This window comes from Xanthomonas sp. SI, from assembly GCF_014236855.1.
Lineage (GTDB): Bacteria > Pseudomonadota > Gammaproteobacteria > Xanthomonadales > Xanthomonadaceae > Xanthomonas_A.
The window spans coordinates 4,834,829-4,859,719 of the sequence record NZ_CP051261.1 but is presented as its reverse complement, the minus strand read 5'-3'; the positions used below and the strand labels follow the sequence as shown (position 1 = coordinate 4,859,719).

Here is a 24,891-nt window from a genome sequence, read left to right as displayed (position 1 = left end):
CTGCGCGGCTCAGGTGATCGTCATCGCCCCCAGGTTGAAGTTGATTGCCGGGCCGATCATCGAGATCACCGCGCCCTTGCCGTTGTTGAGATAGATGCCGCTGTCGTTGACCACGATCATCGCGCCGGTGGTGCTGCGCAGGACGATGCCGCCGGTGAGCGGGGTCGGCGGCAGATCGCTGATCACCACGGTGTTCTTCAGCAGCGTCTGGAACACGATGCTGGGGTCGAGCGGATTGCTGAGCTTGGCGTCGATCGGCGGATCGGCCGGCGTGTCGAAGCGGCAGCCCAGCCACACCGGATTGTTGACGTCGCCGTGCTCGAACATCACCCACACCCCTGCGCCGGGCGGCGGCACCATGTACACGCCCATCGGCCCGGGTGGGCCGGACAGCGGCGTGCACGGCTCGGCCCAGGTCGAGGGGACGAAGGAGAGCACGTCGGCGATGGTCAGCAGCAGGCGCCCACGGAACTCGGGGTCGTTGTTGAAGGCGACGGTGCCGCGGTAGAGGCCTGGGTAGCGATTGGCGCTCATAGCGGCACCTTCTGTGCGAGCGAGATCAGGCCGTCGCGGCTGAGTTGGAAGCTCTGCTTGAACTCGCCACGCTTGATGCTGTGGGTGACACTATCCACGTAATACAGGCCGTCGTAAGCCAGCCCCGCCCCGCGCACGCCGACCAGCAGTTTGGAGCGCAGCACGTGGCCGTAGCGCAACACATCCAGCGAGCCGCTGACGGTGATCGCGTTGGCCGCACCGACCAGCAAGCGGCCGAGCATCTTCTTCAGGGTGAACGGAACCGAACGGCCGCCGATTTCCTTGGCCAGCACCATCTTCAACGGCAGGGTAGGCCGCGCGCCCAATGGCGGCTGGAAGATGTTGACCGCCGGAATCGGGATCGGCGTCGGGATCTTGCCGGTGATCGGGTCGTCGAGCGTGACCAGCATGGTCTCCTTGGCCAGCCCGTCCAGCGAGAAGCTCAGCGATTCGACATTGGTATGCGCATCCATGTTCACGCTCAGTGCCGGCTGCGGCACCGGGATGCGGATGTTCGGTCCCAGGTAGGCGATGCTCTGGCCGGGCAACGGCCCGGGTTCGACGTAGAACACGAAGCCGTTGTTGCTGGCGATCAGCTTGAGGTGCTCCAGATCGGTGCCGTTCTGCGACTCGATCTTGTTGGTCATGATCGGCTGCTCCGGGAAAAAGCCGGGAATGACGATGGGCGCCACACCCAACCACGCGTACCTGGCCAGCGTGGCGTAGGCCTGTACCGTGTCCGACATGTTCGGGTAGGGAATGCACAGCTCGATCAGGTCCATCGCCGCACTCAGGTCCTCGCCGGTGATGGTCAGCGTCGATTGCCCCGGCTCGTCGCTCGGCGCCAGTTCCTGTTGGGTCACCATGCCGTCCATCAGCACGTGCGGTTGGCCGCCTAGCGTGACCATCACGATCACCCGTGTGGCGATGGGGTCGAAGTAGCCGGCCGGCAGCAACGTGTTCAAAAGCGGCGAGGTCTTGCTCACCGCGAAGCTCAGCTGGAAACCGCTCTTGTCCTTGCCGCTGGTGATCTTGACGCTCTGCAGCGCATCCACCACCGCGCGCGGCGCCGGTACCGGCACTGCCGGTCCGATCATCAGCGTCAGCTGGATGCCCTTGAGCATGCTCATTCGCGTCCCGGTCCGGGCACGCCGTGGGGCAGGGTGATGCGCACCACCTTGCCGATCGCATCGACCAGCTCGTCCGGATGCATCGCGCCATTGGCATCGCACAACCGCCAGAACGCTTCGGCATCGCCCAGTTCGGCAGCGGCGATGTGATCCGGGCGTTCGCCTTCGACCACGCGATGCTCGTGCAGCACGCTGAAGCTCTCCACCGCAGGCAGGAAGCGGCGGCGCAGGTACGGCACCACGGTGCCGTCGTCGCGGCGCAGCATAGCGATCTCGGTCGCGTGGTAGCGGCTGCCGGGAGGAAAGTCGTAGTTGGCCATGCAGGAACTCCTCAGGGAACGCCGGAAATGCCGAACGCGCGGAAGTCACTGGCGGTGGCGCGTCCAGCCAGCCGCTCCTTGGCCTGCAGATAGCTCATGAACAGCCCGCCGCCGCGGCTGTCGAAGCCCAGATCGTCTACGCTGAGCACGCGCAGGCTCAGGCTCAACTTGGCGCGGATCGGATTGAGCGCCACGTCGAACGCCTCCTCGGTGATGCTCAGTTCGGTGATGCGCACCGGCACGATCCGGTTCGGCCCGAACACGAACACCGACAGCGGCGCCAGCGCCGGTGCGATCTCCAGCGCGCCGGACGCGGCGATCGCGTCGGCACGCAGCAGATCGATGCTGTGCGGATGGACCAGCACCTCGAGTGCGGCCAGCTGCGGATGCAGGCCGAGGGTGACAGCCGGCGCGCTTGCCGTCTCCAGTGCATCGGTGGCGTCGATCTCCGCCTCCAGCTTGATCGTCTCCACGGCGGGGCCCTTCAGCCGCATCGCCTCGCTGCGATCGCCGGATTCGGTGCCGACGCCCTTGACCTGCAGGCTGCGGGTCATGGTGTCCGGGTTGTACTGCAGGGCGATGAGGCGCAGGACGATACCGGTGGTCGCGTCCAGCAGTACCAGGCCGCCATGCAGCAGTCTGGGAGCGCGTGCGTACCCACTCATGGCCGCTGCTCCTGCGCGTTCATCTTGATTGCCGCCTCAACCGCTTTTTCGATGGCCTCCAGACCTTTGGAATCCTGCAGGCCCGCGGCCTCCGCGACGGCGCGGGCACCTTTCTTGGCGCCCGCGACGATCGCCGAGCGGATGCCCGACTTCATCTTGTCGCGCGCCAGCTTGGGCAGCCGCGCGGCGACTTTGTCGACGAGCGGATCGACGATCTCCTCGCCGATGGCGTCCATCAACGATCTCGGTCCGGCGCCCTTCGGCAACGGCGGCAGCGGCTTCCAGAAGTCCGGCGGCAGCGCCTGCGATTCTGGACGCAAGGGACCCGGCGGCGGCGCCGGCAGCAGCGTCCCGCGCCGGATTCCCAGCGGATCCAGTGAATAGGGCAACGCCGCGGTAGCGCCAGCTGGACCGGGAGGCGCGGAGACCACCGACCCCGGCCGGGTAAGTTCGGGCAGCATCGAACGCAGCGGCATTTTTTCCGGAGAGAACCGGATTTCGACCCGGCGGTTCTTCGGATGCGAGGTCCCGTCGCGGGTCGTCACCGCCTGCGGCTCGCCTTCGCCCACGCTCGATGTCTCGACCAGCGTCTCGGCAATGCCCAATTCGACCAGTGCCTGCTTTACCGCCGCGGCGCGATCCTGGCCCAATGCCAGGTTCGAGGCCTCGGCGCCGGCGGTGTCGGCATGGCCGATGACCCTGATCCTGGACAACGGATACTGCTTCAGCAGCGTGAGGATGTTGCGTACGGCCGACGCCAGTTGCGCGTGGTGCCCAGGCTTCAGCTCGGCCCGGCCGGTATCGAAAGCATCCAGCGCGGCCGACCCGGCCGCCGCCGCGAGAAACGGCGAGGCATTGTCCAGCAGAGCCTCACCGCCGCTCAGCGGGGGCAGCGTCGAACTGCGGGGCAGCGGCTGGCGTTGGATCGCGCCGCCACGGGCGGCGGTTGGCGTGGCGCGCCCGCCGGCGGTCACGATATCGGCGACCCGGTGCGCCTCGCGTTCGCTCGGATGATCCGGCGCGGCGATGCCGGTGGCGGCGGACGATGTCGGCTGTGCGACGTGGGCAAGTTCGTGCGCAAGCAGGTGCTGGCCGTGCTGCTGCGTCGGCTGATACCGCCCGGCGCCAAAAAAGATCGAATTGCCCTGTGTATAGGCCGCCGCATCGAGTCTGCGCGCAGAGACGGCGGCAGTGTGGTCGGTATGCACGCGGACGCTACTCAAGTCGCAACCCAGACGCGATTCCATATGGGCGCGCAGCACTGGCTCCAGTTGCTGCCCGCCCGGTGTCTGCGTCGCGACTCTGACGATGTCGCGTTTTGGGCGCGCGATCCCCGGCCATCGCGACATATCGCGCGTGCTCATTGCATCACCAGACGTACGGGCGTTTCCGTGTCGGCAACGAGATCGGGGAAATAGGTGTGTGGATCCGCGCCGGCCAGGAAATCGAGCGTCTTCACCATCTCCACCGGTCGTGGCGCTCGGTCGAAGCGCTTGCGGTAGGCCTCCACGATTGCCGGAAATGCTTCGGCGAATGCTGCGCGCGCATCAGCCGGACCGGCCTGGCTGCTGCCACGGTACTCGCGTGGCGGGGCGTCGCCGACCAGCAAGGCGAGACCGGTGAACGCAGGGCGTAATCGTGCTGCCTGCAGTGCCGCCGCGAAAGCCTCGAGCAGTTCGTCTGCAGATAACGCGGGCTGGCCGGCGTCGCGACGGCGGGCCAGTAGCGTGCGCAGGGAGGCTTTGATCCGATCGGCGGGTTCGTCGCCGAGGATATCGTCTTCGTCATCCCACCAGGACATGTGCGTGCTCCTTCATGGACAGTAACCCTTCGCCTTCACCGCAGGATCGGCCTTAATCGCCTCCACCACCGCTTTCATGTGGCTATCGTTGGTGATCTCGTTGCGCCGGTTCATCACCTTGTCCTTGCCGGAAACCTGACGCTCCAGTTCGATGTTGCGCTGCTCAAGATAGTCCGCCTGCGCTTGGGTGCCGATGCCCTCGACGATCGGCTCCAGCTTCGCTCCCTCCATGAACTCATAGAACGCCTTGTCCCGTGCGCTGAGCTTCTTTATGCCACTAGCGTCATCGGCGAGCTTGCGGCGAGCGGCCTTTTGATGCTCGAGTTCGCGCGCCTTGTCCCCGCGGGGGGCGCCGCGCACGTCCAGTTGCGTGGTTTGACCGATATAGACCTGCCCGGGGTATTTCACGTTGGTGCCGCGATAGATGACGAAGTCGCCCCCCAGGCCAATGTCCACTCCGCCGTTGTGCACCAGCACGCCGGCACCGACGTAGTAGCTGTGCAGCTCTTCGACAGTGAGGTTGAAGGTGTCGGCATCGGTGCCGACGACCTGCTCCTCATTGCCCAGCAGGCGGAGACGATGGCCGTTGAGGTCGCGCAGTTGCGCGCCGGGCATCAGCGATTCGGCGGTGCGCCAGGCCAAGTCGCTTTCGACCCAGAAACGGTGCTGGCGCGTGGCCAGGATCGTCATGCCGTCTGCGGTGAGACGACGGAAGCCCTTGGTGAGTCCACGATGCACCTGCAGCACCGGCCTGAGTCGGCGCGTCCCCGTGGCGAAGTCCCAGGCCCAGACGCGATCGCCCGGGCGCAGCTCGCTGATCGGACGCGGGCCGTCCGACGTCCACACCGGCGTGTCCGGTGCGAAGCATGGCAACGTTCCGCGGCTGTTCGGGTCGGCCTTGATGTTCTCGATCCCGATCTCGGTGTCCAGGCGCTTCAGGTCCTTGCTCACGCCTTCTTCGGATGGCAACGCATCCAACCGTTCGCGCAACTGGGTGGCGCGTTCATTGGCGGCCCGTGCCTTGTCGCGCGCCGCGTCGCGCGTGGCGTGATCCTTCGCCGCATCCCATTCCCTGATGGCGGCGTCCTTTTCGCCGACAGCTTTGCGCCGCTGTTCCAACAACTCGCTGCGACGTTGACGCAGATCCGCCAGTTCCTTCCGCTTGCCGCTTTTGCTCTCTCCGAGTTCCTGCAGGCGCTGCTTCGCCTTCTCTACCGGTGTGGCTTCAGCCTGTTTGGCTTCCGGCTTCAGCTGCGCTTCTGTCTTCGTCTCTCCTTTCGCCTCCGCCTTTGCTCCTGCTTCTGCCTTTGCTTCGCCCTTCGCTTCCGGCTTGGCTTCCGGGGTGAGGGTCTTTGCTTCGGTCGTGCCCGGGCCTTTCAGGGCGCAATGCGTGCATTCGATGCGGAGTTTCCGCAGTCCGCTGTGGGCACCGCTGATCAACTTGCCGAGCGCCATCGTGGCGAACATCGCGGCTATCTCGGCAACCATGTCCTGGATCAGTTTCGCCGCGGCATTCAAATGCGATTCCGACAGTGCGCTGACCTCACCTCGATCGTTTCTTTCGAACTTGCTCAGATGTGCGGCAGCCTGCAAAAGGCGCTGCATAGCGCCAGCAGCGAAATCGATTTCCATGACGTAGCCGGCAGCGGTCAGCAATCCCTTCAGGGCGATACCGACCGATGCCACATAGGGATTGGGTACGCGCATCAGCAGTGCTGACACCGCGTGCCCGGCGATGAAACCGATAAAGAACGGCAGCATGTCGACGAATTTCTGTTTTACCTCATGCGCCAATCCGGCCTGCACCTTTCCGTTGACAAGTTCGATGTTGTTGAAATAGACCTCGGCGCCGGCTACCGCCATGCGCATCGGATCGCCAAAGGTCTGGCGCAGCGCATTGAGCAGGGAACGCAGCCCGGGATCGGCGACATTGGCGATGTTCAGTCCCCACGCGTCCTTGGCGACCTTCGTAGCGATGAATCCTTTGTCGCGAAAGCCGACGCCGGCAAGGCCGGCCAGCGGTATGCCTGCGTCGGTGTAGAGCAACAGACCGGTACCACGCTCGACGATGCCAAGTACGCCCTGTTCGGGGAATCCCTTTCCGATCTGCAACTGGTTGTGGGTGGCTGTCGGGTTGCCGCGCGTGAATTGCTCGCACACGATCTGTATCAGGATCGAGAACCGGTCCAGTTCGCTACCGCCGACCTGCTCGAACTCGCGAAATCCTTGGCCGAACAACGCGGTGAGTACCCGGCGCATGGGCTTGCCGTCGATAATCTTTTCCAGCTCGACCTGATCCAGGCCGTCGGCGGCAGCGGCATGATCGGCAGCGGTCGGTGAACGGCCGTGGTACTGCTCCAGAATCGCCAGGTACAACTCGGCGCGTTTCGGATCGCGCATGACTGTAGCGTCGGCGCTGACCGGGACGGTCCGGTACTCATCCTGATAGCGGTCTTCGGCGACCTTGTCACCGAGCTGACCGAAGTCGCCCAGGGCCGGCATGCCTTGGCCTGGCTTGCCCTTGATCTGCGCGGTATGCGGAGTCGCATTGCTTGGCGGCATCGCCGATTCTGCGGCCGCGGCTGGCGCGGGTGCCGTGGCATCCTTGCCGCCGTCGCTGGCCGCGGGCGCTATGTCCTTACTGCCGTCGCCGCTCGGCGCGGGTTGCGCCTTAGCGGCTTCGGTTGCCCTCTTCTCGCGAGCGGCCTCCCCGGCGAGCTGGCGCAGATTCGACATTGCGTCGTAGTCGACGGTGATTTTGACCTGGCAGCCGGGATTGCCCGCCGCTTCGCCGCGCGTCGTCAGCAACCCGTAGTCCAATACAGCCGCAAACTGGCGGCTGTCTATACCGCCGAAGCGCCATTTGATCCAGTCGGTCAGCGTGCGGCGGAGGAAGCTGAGCGTGTTGTCGCCTTCCCTCCACGCACCCCAGATACGGTAGACGGGCGTATTGGCAGCAGGCGCGGCCGCCGACTTGATTGCCTCGCCGAGAGGGCGTCCTTTGACGCAGTCGCCCCCCGCTTCAGCAGGCGTATCACGGGCGATCATGCGGCTTACCCGCCCGGAACTTTGCTGAACCACATGGGCCAACTCGTGTGCCAGCAAGCGTTGGCCCGGATGGGTATCCGGCATGAATTGACCTCGCCCGAAGACGATCTGGTCGCTGACGGTGTACGCCAGAGCCCCGACCGCATCGGCGGAGTGTGCTGCCTCGGCGTCGTGATGGATGCGCACCCGGCTGAAGTCGCGTCCGAATCCCTCCTCCATCGTCTGCCTTAACGCAGGGGGCAGCGCGTTGCCCGCGCGGCCCAACACGCTGGCTACCCGGGCCGAGGCCGACGCAGCATGTGGCTGCGCGGAACTGCCTATGTCCTCAGGCGCCGAGCTTGCAGTGGATGGCATCCTTCCTGGCCCGACGATACGGTCGGCGGCGGCATCGGCCTCGCGTTCCAGCGCATCGCCGGGTTGCGACACCGCAAGATCGTCGGTGCCATGGTCGGTGCCGCTTGCGTAGCGCAGCACGCCGAGGCTTTTCTTTTTCCTGCAGGCATCACAGCTGTCGCCGGCTGCGGTGTGGTTACCGCAGGCGCATTTGCGCTGCAACAGGCCGGCCGCCACGGTGACGGGCGCGGCAGGGCGGCGAGCGATCACCGGCATGCCACGGCTCATCGATGTCCCCGCGTCGCTGAGTCGAGCATCGCTGCATAGATGCTGCGGGCGATTTCGGCGCCGAGCTTTGCAGGGTTGTCACCTGCGACGTAGTGCAGCGTTTGCGCCCGTGCGTCCGCATGCGGATCGCTGCGAAACACTTGGTGCCCGGCTCGCATCAGCTGCTGTAGTTCGGATTCCAGTGCGTGCTGCAGCAAGGTGCCCTGTGCAGGCGATAGCGCCAGCCCGTCGATGCGCAGACGTTCGATCGACAATGACGTTGGGTGAGTCGCCATCGCGATCAATTGTTCGCCGCGCACGGGCTCGGCGCCTGCATTGCGTGCCGTGGCGGCGGGCGGCGACACTGAGCGCGCTATGCGCTGCGGCATCGGTAGCGGCACGTCGTTCATCTGAACTCCACCTCGTTCACCGGCTTGTCCAATTTGCGCAGTTCGCTGCGTACCGACTGCAGCAATCGCGGCATGTCCACCGTCGCGTCGTCGCTGGCGGCGGCGAACGCGGCATTCAACGCGACGCTGTGGATGTTGCCGCCGGACAGGCCGAAGCGGGCCAGGCGGTCGTAGTCCAGCGCCTCGCGCGGCACGCCGGGAGCGAATGCGCCGCGCCACATGCGCGCGCGCTCGGCCGGGCCTGGGAATGGAAAATTGACCACGAAGCGCAGCCGGCGCATGAACGCGGTGTCCAGCGCCGCCTTCATGTTGGTGGCCAGGATCGCCAGTCCGGAGAACGCCTCCATTCGCTGCAGCAGGTAGTTGATCTCGATGTTGGCGTAGCGGTCGTGGCTGTCCTTGACCTCGCTGCGCTTGCCGAACAGCGCGTCGGCCTCGTCGAAGAACAGGATCGCGCCGCCCTGCTCGGCGGCATCGAACAGGCGCCGCAGGTTCTTCTCGGTCTCGCCGATGTACTTGCTGACCACCGACGACAGGTCGATGCGGAACAGGTGCAGGCGCAGTTCGTTGGCGATCACCTCGGCGGCCATGGTCTTGCCGGTGCCGCTCTCGCCGGCGAACAGGGCGCTGATGCCCATGCCGCGGTTCATCCGTTCGGCGTAGCCCCATTGCTGGTAGACGCGATGGCGGCCGTGTACTTGGGCGGCGATCTGGCGCAACAGCGCCGTGGCTTCCTCGCCGAGCACCAGGTCCTCCCAGCGCGCCTTCGGTTGCAGGCGTTGCGCCAGGGTGTCCAGTTGCGCCAGCGACAGGTCGCGGCAGATGTCCCAGGGATCTGCGTTGCGCGTGCGCGCTTGCGCGGCGACGGCGGCGATCTGTTCGAGATTGAGCTTGAAGTGGCCGGACAGGGTCGCCGCGTCGCGCGCTCGCGCGGCCTGCGCATCGTCTCCGGCGGTCGCGTCGGGAGCGCTTTCGCCAGTGGCGCTGCCATCCGGCCCGGCCGCGAGCGCGTCGCGCCACGCTGCATGCTGTTCGGCGGCGGTCGGCGTGGTCACCTCGAGACTGCATGCGCTGCCATCGCCGCGCAGCGGCGTATCGCGCAGGCCGACGAAGAGCAGGCCCGGCGGCCGCAGCGCGAGGTGCTGCACGGCCGCGACAGCGTCGCCGCTTGCGGCATCGGTCTGGTCGGCTTCCACGTACAGCGCGATCGGCAGCAGCAGGCTCTCGCGCAGCCACAGGCGGACGAAGATCTCCAGTTCGGCGCGCGTGGTCGGCAGCGATTCGGCCGGCACGGTATACAGATGCCGGCCCAACGCGGCGGCGGCCTGTGCCGCCACCGCGACGCGGCTGCCGCGATCGGCGCCGAGCAGTTGCACTGCGGGCGTGCTGCCTGCCGGCGCGGCCTGCACCCTGCCGAGCAGCTCCTGCACCTGTCGATGCTGGCTTGGCGCCAGCGGCAGCAACTGCGGCAGTGGCGTCGCCAGCGCGGCCAGGCGCTCGTCCAGCTGGTTCAGACCCTTGATCGCGTTGACGATGCGCTCGTCGGCGCGCAGCGCCGACGCGGTCAGCGCGGTGGCGCCGGGCTGGTTGATCTCGAGCAAGCGCAAGTGGCGCAGCGGACGCTGCGCAGAAAGCGCATCCCAGCTCGGTTGCTCGAACAGCTGCAAGGCCAGGCCGAAGCTGGGATACGCCACGCCATGCACGGCCTGCAGCAAACCGGGCAGCGCCGGGTCCAGCTCCATCGCCGCGCACAGCAGCAACACGTCGCGTTCGAACGGATTCAGGCCCAGCCGCTCGGCCAGCAGTAGCAAGGCCGGCGGCGGCTCGGTCTGCGCCGCCTGCGCGCGTGCGTCGGTGGCGCTGCCGAGCGAGGCCTGCGGCGCCGGCAACGCGATCGGCGCCGCCTCCACGCGCGGCGCATCGCCCTGCGCGGCGCGCGCGAACCAGCCGCGCGACACCGGCGCGACCGCCTGCGTCGTGCCGGGCGCCGCGGCGGCCGCCGGCAGCATCGTCTGCAACAGCAACCGCAGCCAGTGCAAGGACGCCGCCAGGTAGCGGTTGTTGTCCTCGGTCCAGCGGTCCAACTCGGAGGCGACACTTTCGCGCATGCGCTGTCCCGTGCGTCAGCCGACCACGACGGTCTGCTGGGGATCGAAATCGAAGCTGCCATCGGCGCCCGGCTGGATCGGCAGGCTGTCGACGCCGTCGATGCGCAACCGCAGCGGATAGCGACCGGCGGCGGCATCGGCAACGGTGAAATACAGGGTGGTCGGCAGGCTGGGATCGGCCGGCGTGTCGATGGCCTGTGGACTCAACTCGGCGCTGCCGAACAGCAGGCGCGCGGCGGCATGCTGCAGCGGCGTCAGCCGTGGCCGGCATTCGATGCTCACTGCCAGCGCGCCGGGCGCCGCGGCCAGCGGGGTGGCGACGATACGCGGCGCCAGCGGCAGTGCCAGCGCGCCGCTGCTGAGCGGCGTCAGTCCGGTCGGCGCATGGCGTACCCGCACTGTGTAGAAGCCGCAGCGCCACGCATCGATCGCGCCGCTGTCGCTGTCGGCGGGCAGCGTTACACGCAAGGCGCTGTCACCCTCTGCAGCGTTCGGCGCCAGTTCCACCCGTTCGCCGCTGCGCGCGTGCTCGAACACCACGATGCTGTCGGCGAGTGCCAGTTGCCGGCCGCGCAGCAGCAGCGTGTCGCCGAGCCGCGCCGCCGGCAGCAGCGTCGACCCTGCCGGTTGCACGCTGCTCAGACTCGGCGCCGCACCCGCCAGCGCGATCGGCCCGCGGTCGCCGGCGCCGCGCTTGAGTACCGGCAGGGCGCTGCTGGCCGCGGCATCGGATTCGATCAACACCACCGAGACCTGGTAGGCCATCGATGGCCGGTAGCGCGCCTGCATCGCCGTCCACAGCTTGGATAGCTCCTCGGCACCGAGGAACGACGGAGTGATCTTCAGCCATTCCACCTGGTCGGCCAGGCTCAGTGCGGACAGGTTGCCGAACGGTGGCGTCGGCGGCCCGAGCACGCTGCGCAACTGCGCGCGGCTGAGCATCGGCGTCTCGTGCAGGAACTGCATGGCGAAACCGAGCAGCGCTTCGGCGGCCAGGTCCTGCGCGCCGTAGGCGGTGAGCATGTAGTGCAGGTCCAGCGCCAGCGGCGGCTTGCCGACGCGCGCGCCGGCGCTGTCGCGCGCCGGCAGCGCATGGTTGCGCCAGCCGCTGTTCGGCGTCACCTGATACAGGAACAGGTTGAGCTGGTTGGGCTCGGTCTGGCCGGTGGCGATGCGGTCCGGCGGCAAGGCGCTGACGCCGACGCTGCCGATCGCCGACAGATCCAGGCCGAGCAGACCGGCATTGAGCAGATCCTTGAGTGCAGCGGTGACCGCGGCGATGGCCAGCGCGTTGCTCATCGGCCACCGCCATGGCGCTGTTGCAGATACGCGTCCAGGTCCAGCGCCGGCTTGCGCGCAGGCTTCGATGGAGCCGCGGTGGGCGCGGCGGCGTTGGCGCGGATCTCGACGCGGCCGATCGTCACCTGCACCGCGGGCGGCGGTGCTGCCGCGAGCGCGGCCAGTGGCGCCTGGCGCGCGGCATCGGTTGCGCGTGGCGTTGCCACCGGCATGCGCGCGTCGCGCAGTGGCGCGCGCAGTTGGGGCGGCAGCGGCAACGATGCGGCAGTCGCCGCCGTGGCGACAGTGCGTTCGGCTGCCGGTGCCGACGGCGTTGCCTGTGCCTGCTGTGGTGCGGCGAGGGGCGCTGTCGTCGCAGCGCGCGGTGGTGGCGCATTGCCCGGTGGGGTGTGCAGCCGTGCATGCGACGCCGCGGCGCTTGCTTGAGGCAGCAGCGACGCTGGCAAACGCTGCGTCGCCGCGACGACCACCGTCTCGTGCACGCGGTCGCGGCGCAGCGGCGCCGGCTCGGGCGGCGCGACGTCAGCCGGTGCCGCAGCGGCGGGTGACACGCGATCGGCGGCGGCGTGCGCGGTCGGGTGCGGCAATGTGGGCAATAGTGGTTGCGACCACGGCGCCGACGGCGAACGCTCGGTGGCAGCGGGCGCCGCAACAGGCAATACCGCCGGTCGCTGCATGGCCTGCGCTGCGGGTGCAGGCGGCATGTCGTCGGTCGTTGCGGTGCGCGGCTCGAACAGTCCCGGTCGGCGTCGGCTCAGCACCGGTACCTGGCCGCGCGCCTGCTCGACCAGATGCGCCAGGTGGGTCAGGCCGGGCCCGCTCATGCTTGCACCAGATCGAGGTAGAAGCGGCGCCGTACCGGCGCCAGCGCCAGGATGTCGCGCTCGCTCCAGGCGTAGTGGCGGGCCAGCAGATGGACGTCGGCCAGCAATTCCTGCGCCCAGTCGTCGAGTTCGTCCCATAGATAGGCCGCGATATCCAGCCGCGCCGACCAGGCATGGCTGCAGGCCGGGCAGCGCACGCCGATGCGCAGGTCCGCCTGCGGGTCGGCTGCGGCCATCGCCGCACCCAGGCGCTCGCGTAGCGCCGGCGGCAAGGTATCGGTAGCGACGGTGGCGTCGCCGTGGCGTACGTCGAGCAGGCAGCGCGCGATCAGCGCGCCGATCGCGGCGTCGGTATCGGTGTCTGCGTGCGCGGTGCGGACGATCGCGGTGAGGTCGTCGCCGCAGGGCAGGCGGAACTGCAAACGGTAGCCGTCGTGGCGCAGTTCGTGCACGGCGCGCGGCTGCGGCAGTTGGCTCGGCGCCGCGCACAGTTGCTGCACGGGAAGGGTGGTTTCCAGCGTCTCGCCGCAGGCCGGGCAGTCGCTCAGCGTCTGCAGCGTGTCGCCGAACAGCATGGCCTGCAGCTGCAACAGCCAGGCATCGCGCTCGCCGAGGCCGACCTGGCGCCACTGTTCCAGCGCCAGCTGCGGCCACAGCACCGCCAGCAGACCGTACGCGCGCTCGCTGGCGCACGCGCCATGCAGGCTTTCCCATGCCTGCAGCAAGGTGTCGGTCGGGGTGCGGGCGGCGCAGGCCACGGCGTTCATCGCGATGCTCAGGCCGGCTCGGTGTAGCTGGGTTCGGCCGGCTCGACCACGTCCAGGTCGCGCTCCCAGCCCTCGTTTTCCAGCTTGATGTGCTGGATCGCCACCGCGTTGGCGTTGGCGTCCAGGTCCGGCAGCGACTGGAATTCGGACACCCAGCAGCGGTACACGCGGTAGGCGATCGCCAGCTGTCCGGCCTCGTTGTAGACCTCGATGATCAGGTCCTTGCGGAAATCCTTCAGCGAGGCTTCCGCGCCCAGCCCGGCGCCGTAGTTCCATACCTTGTTCGCCCACTGCTCGAATTCCTTGTCGTGGGTCACTCCGCGCTCCAGGGTGATCGCCTCGAACTCGGTGCGCCCGGGCGATTTGCGGCTGCTGCTGGGGTCGCCGCCCTCGCGGTGCTTGACCACCTCGGTGGTGCGCTTGAGCGCGCTGACCTTGCTGACGCCGGCGACGTACTTGTTGTCCCAGCGGACCCGGAACTTGTAGTTCTTGTACGGATCGAAGCGGTAGGCATTGACGGTGAACTGGGCCATGAAGATTCTCCGGATGACGTTTGGATCGGCTCAGACGTCGATCTGGCCGGCGATCTGCTGCAGCCGCAGCACCACGAACTCCGCAGGCTTCAGCGGCGCGAACCCGACCACGACGTTGACGATGCCCAGGTTGATGTCGTTCTGCGGCGTGGTCTCCTTGTCGCAGCGCACGAAGTAGGCATCGCGCGGCGAACTGCCCTGGAACGCGCCCTGGCGGAACAGGGTGTGCATGAAGGCGCCGACGTTGAGCCGGATCTGCGCCCACAGCGGTTCGTCGTTGGGTTCGAACACCGCCCATTTCAGCCCGCGGTACAGGCTTTCCTCGATGTACAGCGCAGTGCGGCGCACCGGGATGTACTTGTATTCGTCGGCCAGCTGGTCGGCGCCGCGCAGCGTGCGCGCGCCCCACACCACGCGGCCGGCGCCCGGCAGCGCGCGCAGGCAGTTGACCCCCAGCGGATTGAGTTCGCCGTTCTCGGCATCGGTCAACGCCACCGCCAGCTGCGGCGCACCGACCAGCGTGGCGTCGAAGCCGGCCGGCGCCTTCCACACGCCGCGGTTGGCGTCGGTGCGCGCGAACACGCCGGCCACCGCGCCGCAGGCGGCGAAGGTCTCGATCTGGCCGTCGCGCAGCGGATTGGGCTGGCGCAACCGCGGGAAGAACAGCGCGGCGTTGCGGCTGCGGGTGCCGACCTGATCGGTATCCACGTCGCTGATGCCGCTGCGTGCGCTGTCCTTGTCGATCCACGGCTTGGGCGCGTCGAGCAACAGCATCGCGCGGCGCTTCTCACAGTAGGCGGCGGCCGCGGACACCAGGCCGGTATCCACATCGATGGTGTCGGTGGCGGCGCGGTAGGGCGGCAGGCACAGCAGGTTGAACAGGTCCACCTGCTCCAGCGCGTACAGGCCTTGCTTGGCGGCTTCGCCGCCGGCGGGCAGGAAGTCGGCCACGGTCAGCGGCAGGCCGTCAGACACCGCCTGGCTGGCGGCGTTGAGCACCCCGTCCAGCGCGGTGCGCGCGCTCGCCACGGCGGCGATCTCCGCGGCGGCGTCTGCGGACGGATCGCTGTTGCGCTTGCCGTCGAGCGCCTTCTGCGCCGTCAGCAATCCCTCTTCCTTGACGCTGATCGCATCGCCGCCGGCCTCGACCGCCTCGCTGCCGTCGGGAGCGCCGGCATAGCGCAGCAGCGACGAGGCGCCGCTCAGCACGCGGTCCACGCGGCGCGGGCTGTCGACCACGGTCAGGTTGAGGTAGCGCTCGCTGCGGCCGCTGGCACTGTCGCGCACGGTCAGGTTGAACAGCGCGGTGGCCGCCACCCCGAGCGACGCGGCCGCCTCGGCGGACACGTTGTCGCGATCCACGCGCACGCGCAGCGCATTGCCCCAGCGGCCAGCGTCGGCGGCGAGGAAATGCAGTTCGCCGATATCGATCGGCCGTTGCGCCGCCGCTGCGGCAGGCGGGTTGCTGTTCGCGAGCGGCGCGGGGTCGGCATGGTAAAGGCGCACGATCACCGCTTGTCCGCCGCCGTTGGCGAAGAAATCGCGTACCGCATACCCCAGCGCGGACTCGACCCACAGCCCGCCGAAACGGGTTTCGAAATCGCCGAAGCCGTTGATCACGGTAGCGGTGTTGAGCGGGCCGCGCAGCGCGCGGCCGATGAAAGCGGTGACCGAGGTGGCCACACCGGAAATGGTGCGGACCCCGCTGGCGATCTCTTCGACGTAAACGCCCGGATAGGTGAGCGCAGCTGGCATAACGGTTCTCCTTGGATCGTCGGGATTCGGTCAGTGACGCAACGTCGGCGGACGCTGCGCGGCATGCAGGGAATACAGCACGGCCCCGTCCGGCAATGCGTGCCGGTGCAGCGCGCCGGTATCGACCAGCCGGTGCAGGACCGCTTCGATCCGTGCCGACGCGGCGATGTAGCGCTGTTGCGGCAGCCACCAGGCGACGATGCCTTGCAGCGTGTCCGCCGCCTGCGGATGGTTCTGCAGGTACGACAGCAGGGTTGCCGTGATCTCGCCATCGGCATACGCCGGATCAGAGTCGGGCTCGCTCATCTCGATACTCCCACCGCGGATCGGGCGATGTGGGGAACACGAATCGCAAGAGCCGTGCCAGCGATACGGATGTGGCGGGCTCGGTCTCCGGCGTTCGCTACGAGGCGCTGCGTCATGGTGATACCCGATTGATTCCGTTTGGGAAAACCCTCGTTTCGCCGGCGCCGTGCAGGCGTGCCGCGGCGATCGGCACGATGTGCGGTAGCCGCATCGCCGGGTCGATGCAGACCCGGACCAGCACGGTGCCGGGTCGATGCGCACCCGGCGTCGGCGGTTCATTCCGGGACCGCATGGCCCCGTTCCACGCCATGCCGCTTGAGCAGCTTGCCGAGCTGCCGCCGTTCGGTACCCGACAGCAGCGCCGCGCGGCTAACGTTGCCTTCGGCATCGCGCATCAAGGCGGTCAGGTAGCAGCGTTCGAATCTGGCGATGGCGTGTTGCTTGGCCCGCGCGAAGCACAGCGGTGGCCGCGCATGCCCTTCGTCGTCGTCGCCCTTGCCGTGGAAGGTGGTGCGCGGCGGCATCGTCTCGCCCCAGATCGCCGGCTCCGCCAGCGCCAGATCGTCCATGCCGATGCGCTCGCGCTCCACGCGCATGCTCAGGCGCAGCACGATGTTGTCCAGCTCGCGGACGTTGCCGGGCCAGTCGTGGTCGCACAGCGCGAGCAGCACATCCTGCGCCCACTGCCGTGGTGGAGTGCCGAAGCGTGCCGGCGCCTGTGCCAGGAGGTAGCGTGCGAGCAGCATCACATCGCCTTCGCGATCGCGCAGCGGCGGCAACAGGACGTACAGCGGATTGAGCCGATAGAGCAGGTCGCGGCGGAACAGCCGCGTCTCCACCGCCGTGGCCAGCGATGCATTGGTCGCAGCGACGATGCGTACATCCGCGGCGCGCAGCGTGCGCTCGCCCACCGCACGGAACTCGCCGTTCTGCAGGAAGCGCAGCAGCGTGGTCTGCGCCTTCGCCGACAGCGAGTCGATCTCGTCCAGGAACAGGGTGCCGCCGCGCGCGCAGTCGACCAGCCCGGGTTCGCTGCTGTGCGCATCGGTGAAGGCGCCGCGGCGATGCCCGAACAATTCGGATTCGAGCAGGCTGTCGGTCAGCCCGCCGCAGTTGATCGGCACGAACGGTCCGAGATGGCGAGCGCTTGCATAGTGGATCTCGCGCGCGGCCAGTTCCTTGCCGGTGCCGGTTTCGCCTTCGATCAGCACCGGCGCATTGCACTGCGCATAGCGCTGCAGCAGCCGGCGCGCAGCGCACAAGGCCGCCGATTCGCCGATCATCGGATTCGCACAGCGGGACGGACCCGGCGGCGCAGCAGCGGACATCCAGTTCATCGAGAAGCTTCCTTGTCTTGCCCGCACGACGGCACTCGGCGGTGCCGCCTGGGCGCCGCGCTTGCGGATGTATCCCCTGTCATGACGCTAGACGCGGTCCGCGGCGCAAAGCGGCCACGCCCCGGCGCTCGGCGTGGACGGCACCACTTCCCGGCTCGGCCGGCAGCGGGCGGGCGCGCATGCGTTCATCCGCCGCTTCTCGGCCGCGCGCCGCCAGCGTGTAACCTAGGCAGACTCTTTGATCGACGACGGATGCCGCGCTTGCGCCGGCCCGTGTCGCCCTGTGAACCGATGCCCGCCTCGATGTCGCTGAATCCGCCCTTCGCCCCGACCCAGCACGCCGCCGCGCGCTATGCCGCCTCCCTGCGCCTGTCCGTCGCGCCGATGATGGACTGGACCGACCGCCACTGCCGCGTGTTCCACCGGCTGCTGGCGCCGTCGGCGCGGCTGTATACCGAGATGGTGCACGCCAACGCGGTGGTGCTGGGCGACCGCGCGCGGCTGCTGGGCTTCGATGCGGTCGAGCATCCGCTGGCGCTGCAGCTCGGCGGCAGCGATCCGGCGCTGCTGGCGCAGGCGGCGCGGATCGGCCAGGAGTGGGGCTACGACGAGATCAATCTCAATTGCGGCTGCCCGTCCGACCGGGTCCAGGCCGGGCGCTTCGGCGCCTGCCTGATGCGCGAGCCGGCGCTGGTCGCCGAGTGCGTGGCGGCGATGGTGCAGGCGGTGGACATCCCGGTCACGGTGAAGTGCCGGCTGGGGGTGGACCAGGACGACGACTACGCGGTGTTCCTGGCTTTCGTCGACCAGGTCGCCGCTGCCGGCTGCGGGCTGTTCGTGGTGCATGCGCGCAACGCCTGGCTGCAGGGCCTGTCGCCGAAGGAAAACCGCGAGGTGCCGCCGCTGCGCTACGACTGGGCCCACCGGCTCAAGCGCGAGCGCCCGCAGTTGCAGATCGTGCTCAACGGCGGGCTGGCCGACGTGGACACGGCGCGCGCGCAGCTGGACGCGGTCGATGGGGTGATGCTGGGCCGCGCGGCCTATCACGATCCCTACGTGCTGCACCGGCTGGACGCGGCCCTGACCGGCGCCACGCCGAGGCCGCGCGCCGAGCTGCTGCGCGCGCTGCAGCCGTATGTCGAGGCGCGTCTGGCCGATGGCGTGGCGCTCAAGCACATCGCCCGCCACCTGCTCGGGCTGTTCCACGGCCAGCCCGGCGGCCGCGCGTTCCGCCAGGTGCTCAGCGAGGGCGCGCACCGGCCGGGCGCGGACTGGGCGCTAGTGGAACAGGCTTTGCTTATGACCGCAGGGGCGCCGCAGGTCGCAGCGTAGCGACTCTCGGACGGGGCGCCATTCATCCGCGCTTCGCTCCTGGGGGCCCAACGCAAGCCGTCCCAACAGACGCTGCGGCTCCCTTTTGGATGCGCGTTCAGTTACTTTGTTCAGCTTCCTGCGGCAGCCAGTCCCGTCGCAGTGGGGACGGCAGACCCTTGCCGAGGCGGGGCTAAGGGCCGTCAGCAAGCGCCCGCCGGTGCGGTGTAGTAAGTTCATTTCACTGAACGAAGACGGTCGCGGCCGGAAAAGTTCAGATCGGATTCACCCCGAAAAATCAAGAATTTGGCTCGATTTTGCGGAATCGCGGCGCTGCTGCCAGGCATCCGGTTTCACAACTTTTGAACGTTTCCGATCAGTCCGTTAGGATGCCACCTCGTGATCTCGCCCACTCTCCGCCGCCGTCGCACCGTTGCCGTGATCGCACTCGCGCTCATGGCGGCTGGTCATGGCTGGGCGCAGCAGCCGGGTCCGCCTGGTCCGCCAGGCGCGCCGCCGATGGCGCCGCCCCGCGAGGCGCCCCGGGCGCGCGACTACAACGGCAGCTCGCTGTCCGATGCGGTGCGCCGGGTGCAGCGGTCCACCGGTGGACAGATCCTCGGCGCCGAGCGCGTGCCGTTCGACGGGCGCGACATCAACCGGGTGAAGTACATGGATGGCCGCGGGCGCGTGCGCTACATGGACGATCCGCAGCCTGGCCGCTCCGCGCCGCCGCGCGTGCCGCGTCCCAGCGATGCGCAGGAACCACCACGCGGCGATAACCCCTGAGCCCGGATAGTCTGGTTCAGCTTGTCATACACACTGCCCGGCCGCCGGCCATCTGTAAGTAACTAGGGAGAGTTCATGCGTATCCTTCTGGTCGAAGACGAAGCTCCGCTGCGAGAGACCCTGGCTGCTCGCCTGAAGCGCGAAGGCTTCGCGGTGGATGCGGCGCAGGACGGCGAGGAAGGCCTGTACATGGGCCGCGAAGTGCCGTTCGACGTGGGCATCATCGATCTCGGCTTGCCGAAGATGTCGGGCATGGAGCTGATCAAGGCGCTGCGCGACGAAGGCAAGAAGTTCCCGGTGCTGATCCTCACCGCGCGTTCCAGCTGGCAGGACAAAGTCGAGGGCCTGAAGCAGGGCGCCGACGACTATCTGGTCAAGCCGTTCCACGTCGAGGAGTTGCTGGCGCGGGTCAACGCGCTGCTGCGCCGCGCCGCGGGCTGGAGCAAGCCGACCCTGGAATGCGGGCCGGTGGCATTGGATCTCGCCGCGCAGACGGTCAGCGTCAGCGGCAGCAACGTCGACCTGACCAGCTACGAATACAAGGTGCTCGAGTACCTGATGATGCATGCCGGCGAACTGGTCTCCAAGGCCGACCTCACCGAGCACATCTACCAGCAGGACTTCGATCGCGACTCCAACGTGCTGGAAGTGTTCATCGGCCGCCTGCGCAAGAAGCTGGATCCGGACGGCGAGCTGAAGCCGATCGAGACTGTGCGCGGCCGCGGTTACCGGTTCGCGATCCCGCGCACCGAAGGCTGATCCCACGCGCCTGCGACGAGCAACCGAAGGACGCGACAGCGTGGCGGTACGGCCCAAGTGGTACAAGCGCTGGCGCCCGCGTTCGTTGCAGGCGCGCCAGTTGTTGGCCGCCAGCCTGAGCCTGGTGGCGTTCCTGGCCGCGGCCGGCTATGCGCTGGACCAGGCCTTCGCCGATACCGCGCTGAGCAACCTGCGCGAGCGCCTGAAGAGCTACGCCACGGCCTACGCCAACAACGTCGACGTGGCGCGCGACGGCTCGCTGTACATCAACAACGACAAGCCGCCGCCGGACCCGCATTTCGACAGGCCGGGCAGCGGCCTGTACGCGCAGATCGTGATGCCCAACGAGCGCTGGATCTCGATGTCCAGCGAGGGCCCGCTGCCGCCCAAGGGCGGCATGCTCGAGCCGCGCCAGGAAACCTTCGACGGCCCCTGGCCGATGACCCAGATCGACGGCAGCGAAGGCGAGGTCTACCGCTACGGCATCGGCCTGGCCTATGTGCGCCGCGACAAGGAAACCCCGGTCACCATCTACATCATGGAGGACACCCGCGCGCTGGGCGCGCAGTTGTTGGTGTTCCGCCACCGGGTGTGGTTCAACCTCGGCGGCGCCGGCTTGATCCTGTTGCTGCTGCAGGCCTTCATCCTGCAGTGGAGCCTGCGTCCGCTGCGGCGGGTGATCAACGAACTGACCAAGGTGCAGCGCGGCGAAGCGGTGCGCATGGGCGACCGCCATCCGCGCGAGCTGGAACCGCTGACCGACAGCATCAACGCCTTCATCGAGAGCGAGCGCGAGAACCTGGACCGCCAGCGCAACACCCTGGCCGACCTCGCGCATAGCCTGAAAACGCCGTTGGCGGTATTGCGCACCCAACTCGACAGCGGCAACGATGGCCCGGAGCTGCGCGAGGAGCTGGACGCGCAGTTGCGGCGCATGAACAACCTGGTGACCTACCAGCTCAGCCGCGCCGCTTCCAGCGGCCACAAGCTGTTCTCCGCGCCGCTGCCGATCGAACCCAACGCCGAAGAGATCGTGCGCGGGCTGGAGAAGGTGTACGCGGCCAAGGGCGTGCTGTGCGAGTTCGACATCGAGCCGAGCGCGCGCTTCCACGGCGAACCCGGCGACCTGCAGGAACTGCTCGGCAACCTGCTCGAAAACGCCTTCAAATGGGCGCGGCGGCGGGTGCTGCTGAGCGTGCGTCCGGCGCCGGCGGCCGGCAGCCGGCGCGCCGGCCTGGTGATCTCGGTGGAGGACGACGGCCCCGGCATCGCGCCGGAGGAAGTGGCGCACATCCTGCAGCGCGGCGTGCGCGGCGACGAGCGCGTGCATGGCCACGGCATCGGCCTGGCGATCGTGCAGGACCTGGTCAAGGGCTACCGCGGCGAACTGCAGGTGAGCCGTTCCGAGGAACTGGGCGGCGCGCGCTTCCTGGTGACCATGCCGCCGGGGCTGTAGCAGCCGAGCCCGTAGCAGCCGGGCTGTGCGCTGCAGGTGAATCCCGCGCAAACGCCGCGGCGGTTTCCGACATCGGCTTAACGCCTGCGCCAGGCAGGCGCGGATACTGCGCGGGTCGTCACAGCCGGTTTTTCCGTCCAAGGAGCGCCGCATGCCCAAGCCCCGGCATCGTCCCGTATCGCGTCTGCGCGCGCACGGGCGCCGCGCGTTGCGCAACACGCAGCGGCTGCTGCTGTCGCTGCTGCTGGTGCTGTTCACCGTCGGCGCCATCGCCGGCAGCCAGAAGGTGCTGGAGCGCGACGATGCGCGCTGGCTGCAATCGATGACCACCGGCCTGGACAGCGCCAGCGTGGCGCAGCTGCAGCACGACGGGCGCAAGCGCTTCCTGCGCGACCAGTTGCAGGCCTCCAGCGGCGACGCCGCCCTGCCTGCGGCGGTACGCACGCAACTGGATGGCTACGAGGCGCTGCATACGCCGGTGCAGGACCTGCTCAAGCAACTGGATGCGCGCCAGCAGTACATCAAGGCGATGCCCGACGGCGAGGCCAAGGTCGCGGCGAAGAAGGCCTTGCAGCAGCGTGCCGATGCGCTGTTGGCGCAGGCCCGGCAGGCGCAGCTGCTGCGCGCGGTGTATTCGCGCGACCAGCTGCGCGAGCAGATGGTGTGGTTCTGGCTCAATCACTTCAGCGTGTTCGCCGACAAGGGCCGCCTGCACTGGACCGTCGCCGATTACACCGACAACGCGATCCGCCCGCATGCGCTGGGCAAGTTCTCCGACCTGGTGATGGCGACGCTGCAGAGCCCGGCCATGCTCGAATATCTGGACAACGCGCAGAATGCCAAGGGCAAGGTCAACGAGAACTACGCGCGCGAACTGATGGAGCTGCACACGCTGGGCGTGGACGGCGGCTACAGCCAGCACGACGTGCAGCAACTGGCGCTGATCCTCACCGGCGTCGGCATCGCCCCGCCCAACCGCGATACACCGCCGAAATTGCCGCCCCCGCAGCAGGCGCAATACCTGCGCCGTGGCGCGTTCGAATTCAATCCGGCGCGGCACCAGTCCGGCGACAAGACCCTGCTCGGCCAGCGCATCGCCGGCGGCGGTTTCGACGAGGTCGAACGTGCGGTGCAACTGATCGTGCGCCAGCCGGCGTGCGCGCATTTCGTGTCGCGGCGCATGGCCGAGTATTTCGTTGCCGACGATCCGCCGCCGGCGCTGGTGGAGAAGATGGCGCGCACTTTCCAGCGCAGCGATGGCGATATCGCCGCCGTGCTGCAGGTGCTGTTCACCGCGCCGGAAATGGCCGCCGGCGCGCCACACAAGTTCAAGGACCCCTACCGCTTCCTGGTGTCGTCGCTGCGCTTGGCCTACGACGGGCAGACCATCGCCAATCCGCAGCCGCTGCTGGGCTGGCTGAGCCAGATGGGCGAGCCGAGCTATGGGCGCATCACTCCTGATGGCTGGCCGCTGCAGTCCAGCGCCTGGAACAGTTCCGGGCAGATGGCGCAGCGCTTCGAGATCGCGCGCGCGATCGGCGGCGGCAATACCCAGTTGTTCACCAGCGACGGACAGCAGCGCGGCGGTTTTCCGCAACTGACCACGCCGCTGTATTACCAGGCGATCGAGCCGCAGCTCGGCGAGACCACCCGCCAGGCGCTGGCGCAGGCGCGCTCGCAGCAGGAGTGGAACGCGTTTTTGCTGGCATCGCCCGACTTCAACTATCGCTGATCCGGCCCATAGCGCTGGGCGCGGCGACCGCCGCCGCGTCCGGCGATCACGGAGATCCTCCATGCACCGCCGCCATTTCCTGTTCGCCTCCGCTGCCGCCGCGGCCAGCCTGCCGTTCGCCGGGCGCTTGTTCGCCGCGCCGGCACCCTCGCCACGCCTGCTGGTGGTGTTCCTGCGCGGCGGCTACGACAGCAACAACCTGCTGATTCCCTACGCCAGCGATTTCTACTACGCATCGCGGCCGACCCTGGCGATCGCACGGCCGGATCCGGCCAACCCCAACAGTGCCATCGCGCTGGACGCGCAGTGGGGATTGAACCCGCGGCTGCGCGACACCTTGCAGCCGCTGTGGAACGACAAGCAGTTGGCGTTCGTGCCGTTCGCCGGCACCGACGACCTGTCGCGCAGCCATTTCGAAACCCAGGACAGCATCGAGGCCGGGCAGCCGGCCGGGCAACGCAGCGACTACCGCTCCGGTTTCCTGGCGCGGCTGTCGCAGGTGGCCACCGGCACCCCGGCGATCGCCTTCACCGATTCGCTGCCGCTGAGCTTCCAGGGCGGCGGCGACATTCCCAACCTGTCGCTCAAGCGCAATCCCACCCCTGCCTTCGACCAGCGCCAGGCCGATATCCTGGCGCAGATGTACCAGGGCACGCCGCTGGCCAGCGCCGCGCATGAGGGCCTGGCGCTGCGCCAGCAGGTGTCGCAGGCGCTGCAGGACGAAATGCAGCAGGCCAACCGCGGCGCCGCCAGCGCACGCACCTTCGCCGACGAGACCCGGCGCATTGCCACGCTGATGCGCGAGCGCTACCGGCTCGGCTTCGTCGATGTCGGCGGCTGGGACACCCACGTCAACCAGGGCAGCACCGACGGCCTGCTGGCGACCAACCTCGGCAACCTGTCCGAAGGCCTGGCCGCCTATGCCGAGGCGCTGGGCACGGAGTGGCGCAACACCGTGGTGGTGGTGCTGTCCGAGTTCGGCCGCACCTTCCGCGAGAACGGCGACAAGGGTACCGATCACGGCCATGGCACCACGTACTGGGTGATGGGCGGCGCGGTCAACGGCGGCCGCATCGCCGGCGAGCAGGTCGCGGTGAGCAAGGACAAGCTGTTCCAGGATCGCGACTACCCGGTGCTGACCAACTACCGCGACCTATTTGCCGGCCTGCTGAGCCGCATGTGGGGCCTGTCGCCGGCGCAATTGCAGAAAGTGTTCCCGCAGGCGCATGCGCGGGATCTGCAGTTGGTGTGAGGTGGGCGCTGCGCCGTTGCACAAAGCGGCCGCGCGCCGGCTGGGTGAACTGTAGGAGGGGCTTCAGCCCCGACAGACAGTGTCCGGAGTCGGTGCAGTTCCTGACTTCGTTCGTCGCGGCTGAAGCCGCTCCTACAAGGGGCTCACGGCGGGCT

Annotated in this window: 22 protein-coding genes; 6 read left to right on the top strand and 16 right to left on the bottom strand. The window is 68.2% G+C overall.

Features of this window, described 5'->3' with window-relative positions; translation table 11 throughout:
• Positions 1 to 9: 9 nt before the first annotated feature.
• The 16 genes from HEP75_RS20730 to HEP75_RS20655 form a co-directional block, all read right to left on the bottom strand.
• On the bottom strand, positions 10 to 534 hold the full coding sequence (locus tag HEP75_RS20730; RefSeq protein ID WP_185824775.1) for a phage baseplate assembly protein V: 525 nt from the start codon (positions 532 to 534) through the stop codon (positions 10 to 12).
• Positions 531 to 1,664 (bottom strand): hypothetical protein, encoded by a 1,134-nt coding sequence (locus tag HEP75_RS20725; protein ID WP_221899285.1) that lies wholly within the window; start codon positions 1,662 to 1,664, stop codon positions 531 to 533. Before HEP75_RS20725 ends, HEP75_RS20730 begins: the two co-directional genes overlap by 4 nt.
• Positions 1,661 to 1,984 carry a LysM domain-containing protein gene (locus HEP75_RS20720; protein WP_185824774.1) on the bottom strand — a complete coding sequence of 108 codons (324 nt, stop codon included), beginning with the start codon at positions 1,982 to 1,984 and terminating at the stop codon, positions 1,661 to 1,663. The genes HEP75_RS20725 and HEP75_RS20720 overlap by 4 nt, the downstream gene beginning before the upstream one ends.
• A gap of 11 nt (positions 1,985 to 1,995) precedes the next feature.
• Positions 1,996 to 2,649: a hypothetical protein gene (locus HEP75_RS20715; RefSeq protein ID WP_185824773.1), complete on the bottom strand. Its 654-nt coding sequence runs from the start codon at positions 2,647 to 2,649 to the stop codon at positions 1,996 to 1,998.
• Entirely contained in the window at positions 2,646 to 4,013 is a 1,368-nt protein-coding gene (locus HEP75_RS20710) for a DUF4157 domain-containing protein (RefSeq protein WP_185824772.1), read from the bottom strand. Before HEP75_RS20710 ends, HEP75_RS20715 begins: the two co-directional genes overlap by 4 nt.
• Complete coding sequence (locus tag HEP75_RS20705) at positions 4,010 to 4,450, bottom strand: hypothetical protein (protein ID WP_185824771.1); 441 nt, start codon at positions 4,448 to 4,450, stop codon at positions 4,010 to 4,012. The genes HEP75_RS20710 and HEP75_RS20705 overlap by 4 nt, the downstream gene beginning before the upstream one ends.
• A 12-nt stretch (positions 4,451 to 4,462) precedes the next feature.
• Positions 4,463 to 8,107 (bottom strand): DUF4157 domain-containing protein, encoded by a 3,645-nt coding sequence (locus HEP75_RS20700; RefSeq protein WP_185824770.1) that lies wholly within the window; start codon positions 8,105 to 8,107, stop codon positions 4,463 to 4,465.
• A gap of 8 nt (positions 8,108 to 8,115) precedes the next feature.
• Positions 8,116 to 8,508: a hypothetical protein gene (locus tag HEP75_RS20695; RefSeq protein ID WP_185824769.1), complete on the bottom strand. Its 393-nt coding sequence runs from the start codon at positions 8,506 to 8,508 to the stop codon at positions 8,116 to 8,118.
• Complete coding sequence (locus HEP75_RS20690) at positions 8,505 to 10,616, bottom strand: ATP-binding protein (protein WP_185824768.1); 2,112 nt, start codon at positions 10,614 to 10,616, stop codon at positions 8,505 to 8,507. The genes HEP75_RS20695 and HEP75_RS20690 overlap by 4 nt, the downstream gene beginning before the upstream one ends.
• A gap of 15 nt (positions 10,617 to 10,631) precedes the next feature.
• Positions 10,632 to 11,915, bottom strand: coding sequence for a DUF4255 domain-containing protein (locus HEP75_RS20685; RefSeq protein ID WP_185824767.1), 1,284 nt, complete (start codon positions 11,913 to 11,915; stop codon positions 10,632 to 10,634).
• Positions 11,912 to 12,739, bottom strand: a complete 828-nt coding sequence (locus tag HEP75_RS20680) for a hypothetical protein (RefSeq protein WP_185824766.1) — start codon at positions 12,737 to 12,739, stop codon at positions 11,912 to 11,914. Before HEP75_RS20680 ends, HEP75_RS20685 begins: the two co-directional genes overlap by 4 nt.
• Positions 12,736 to 13,506: a hypothetical protein gene (locus HEP75_RS20675; RefSeq protein WP_185824765.1), complete on the bottom strand. Its 771-nt coding sequence runs from the start codon at positions 13,504 to 13,506 to the stop codon at positions 12,736 to 12,738. The genes HEP75_RS20680 and HEP75_RS20675 overlap by 4 nt, the downstream gene beginning before the upstream one ends.
• An 8-nt stretch (positions 13,507 to 13,514) precedes the next feature.
• A complete protein-coding gene (locus HEP75_RS20670) occupies positions 13,515 to 14,039 on the bottom strand; it encodes a phage tail protein (RefSeq protein WP_185814383.1) in 525 nt (174 codons plus the stop codon).
• Between the two features lie 30 nt (positions 14,040 to 14,069).
• Positions 14,070 to 15,794 (bottom strand): phage tail sheath subtilisin-like domain-containing protein, encoded by a 1,725-nt coding sequence (locus HEP75_RS20665; protein WP_185824764.1) that lies wholly within the window; start codon positions 15,792 to 15,794, stop codon positions 14,070 to 14,072.
• A gap of 30 nt (positions 15,795 to 15,824) precedes the next feature.
• Complete coding sequence (locus HEP75_RS20660) at positions 15,825 to 16,100, bottom strand: hypothetical protein (RefSeq protein WP_185814381.1); 276 nt, start codon at positions 16,098 to 16,100, stop codon at positions 15,825 to 15,827.
• 275 nt (positions 16,101 to 16,375) lie between these two features.
• Positions 16,376 to 17,437, bottom strand: a complete 1,062-nt coding sequence (locus HEP75_RS20655; RefSeq protein ID WP_255423927.1) for a sigma-54 dependent transcriptional regulator — start codon at positions 17,435 to 17,437, stop codon at positions 16,376 to 16,378.
• A 303-nt stretch (positions 17,438 to 17,740) separates the two neighbouring features.
• On the opposite strand from HEP75_RS20655, the gene dusA reads away from it, so the two are divergent.
• The 6 genes from dusA to HEP75_RS20625 all read left to right on the top strand — a co-directional run bounded on the left by dusA (position 17,741) and on the right by HEP75_RS20625 (position 24,736).
• Positions 17,741 to 18,769 (top strand): tRNA dihydrouridine(20/20a) synthase DusA, encoded by a 1,029-nt coding sequence (dusA, locus tag HEP75_RS20650; protein ID WP_185824763.1) that lies wholly within the window; start codon positions 17,741 to 17,743, stop codon positions 18,767 to 18,769.
• Between the two features lie 498 nt (positions 18,770 to 19,267).
• Complete coding sequence (locus HEP75_RS20645) at positions 19,268 to 19,537, top strand: hypothetical protein (RefSeq protein WP_255423591.1); 270 nt, start codon at positions 19,268 to 19,270, stop codon at positions 19,535 to 19,537.
• A 75-nt stretch (positions 19,538 to 19,612) separates the two neighbouring features.
• A complete protein-coding gene (locus HEP75_RS20640) occupies positions 19,613 to 20,296 on the top strand; it encodes a response regulator transcription factor (RefSeq protein WP_003469280.1) in 684 nt (227 codons plus the stop codon).
• Positions 20,297 to 20,381: 85 nt separating this feature from the next.
• Positions 20,382 to 21,752 (top strand): sensor histidine kinase, encoded by a 1,371-nt coding sequence (locus HEP75_RS20635; RefSeq protein ID WP_185816734.1) that lies wholly within the window; start codon positions 20,382 to 20,384, stop codon positions 21,750 to 21,752.
• A gap of 151 nt (positions 21,753 to 21,903) precedes the next feature.
• Positions 21,904 to 23,484 (top strand): DUF1800 domain-containing protein, encoded by a 1,581-nt coding sequence (locus tag HEP75_RS20630; RefSeq protein WP_185824762.1) that lies wholly within the window; start codon positions 21,904 to 21,906, stop codon positions 23,482 to 23,484.
• A 61-nt stretch (positions 23,485 to 23,545) separates the two neighbouring features.
• Positions 23,546 to 24,736 carry a DUF1501 domain-containing protein gene (locus tag HEP75_RS20625; protein ID WP_185824761.1) on the top strand — a complete coding sequence of 397 codons (1,191 nt, stop codon included), beginning with the start codon at positions 23,546 to 23,548 and terminating at the stop codon, positions 24,734 to 24,736.
• Positions 24,737 to 24,891 lie beyond the last annotated feature (155 nt).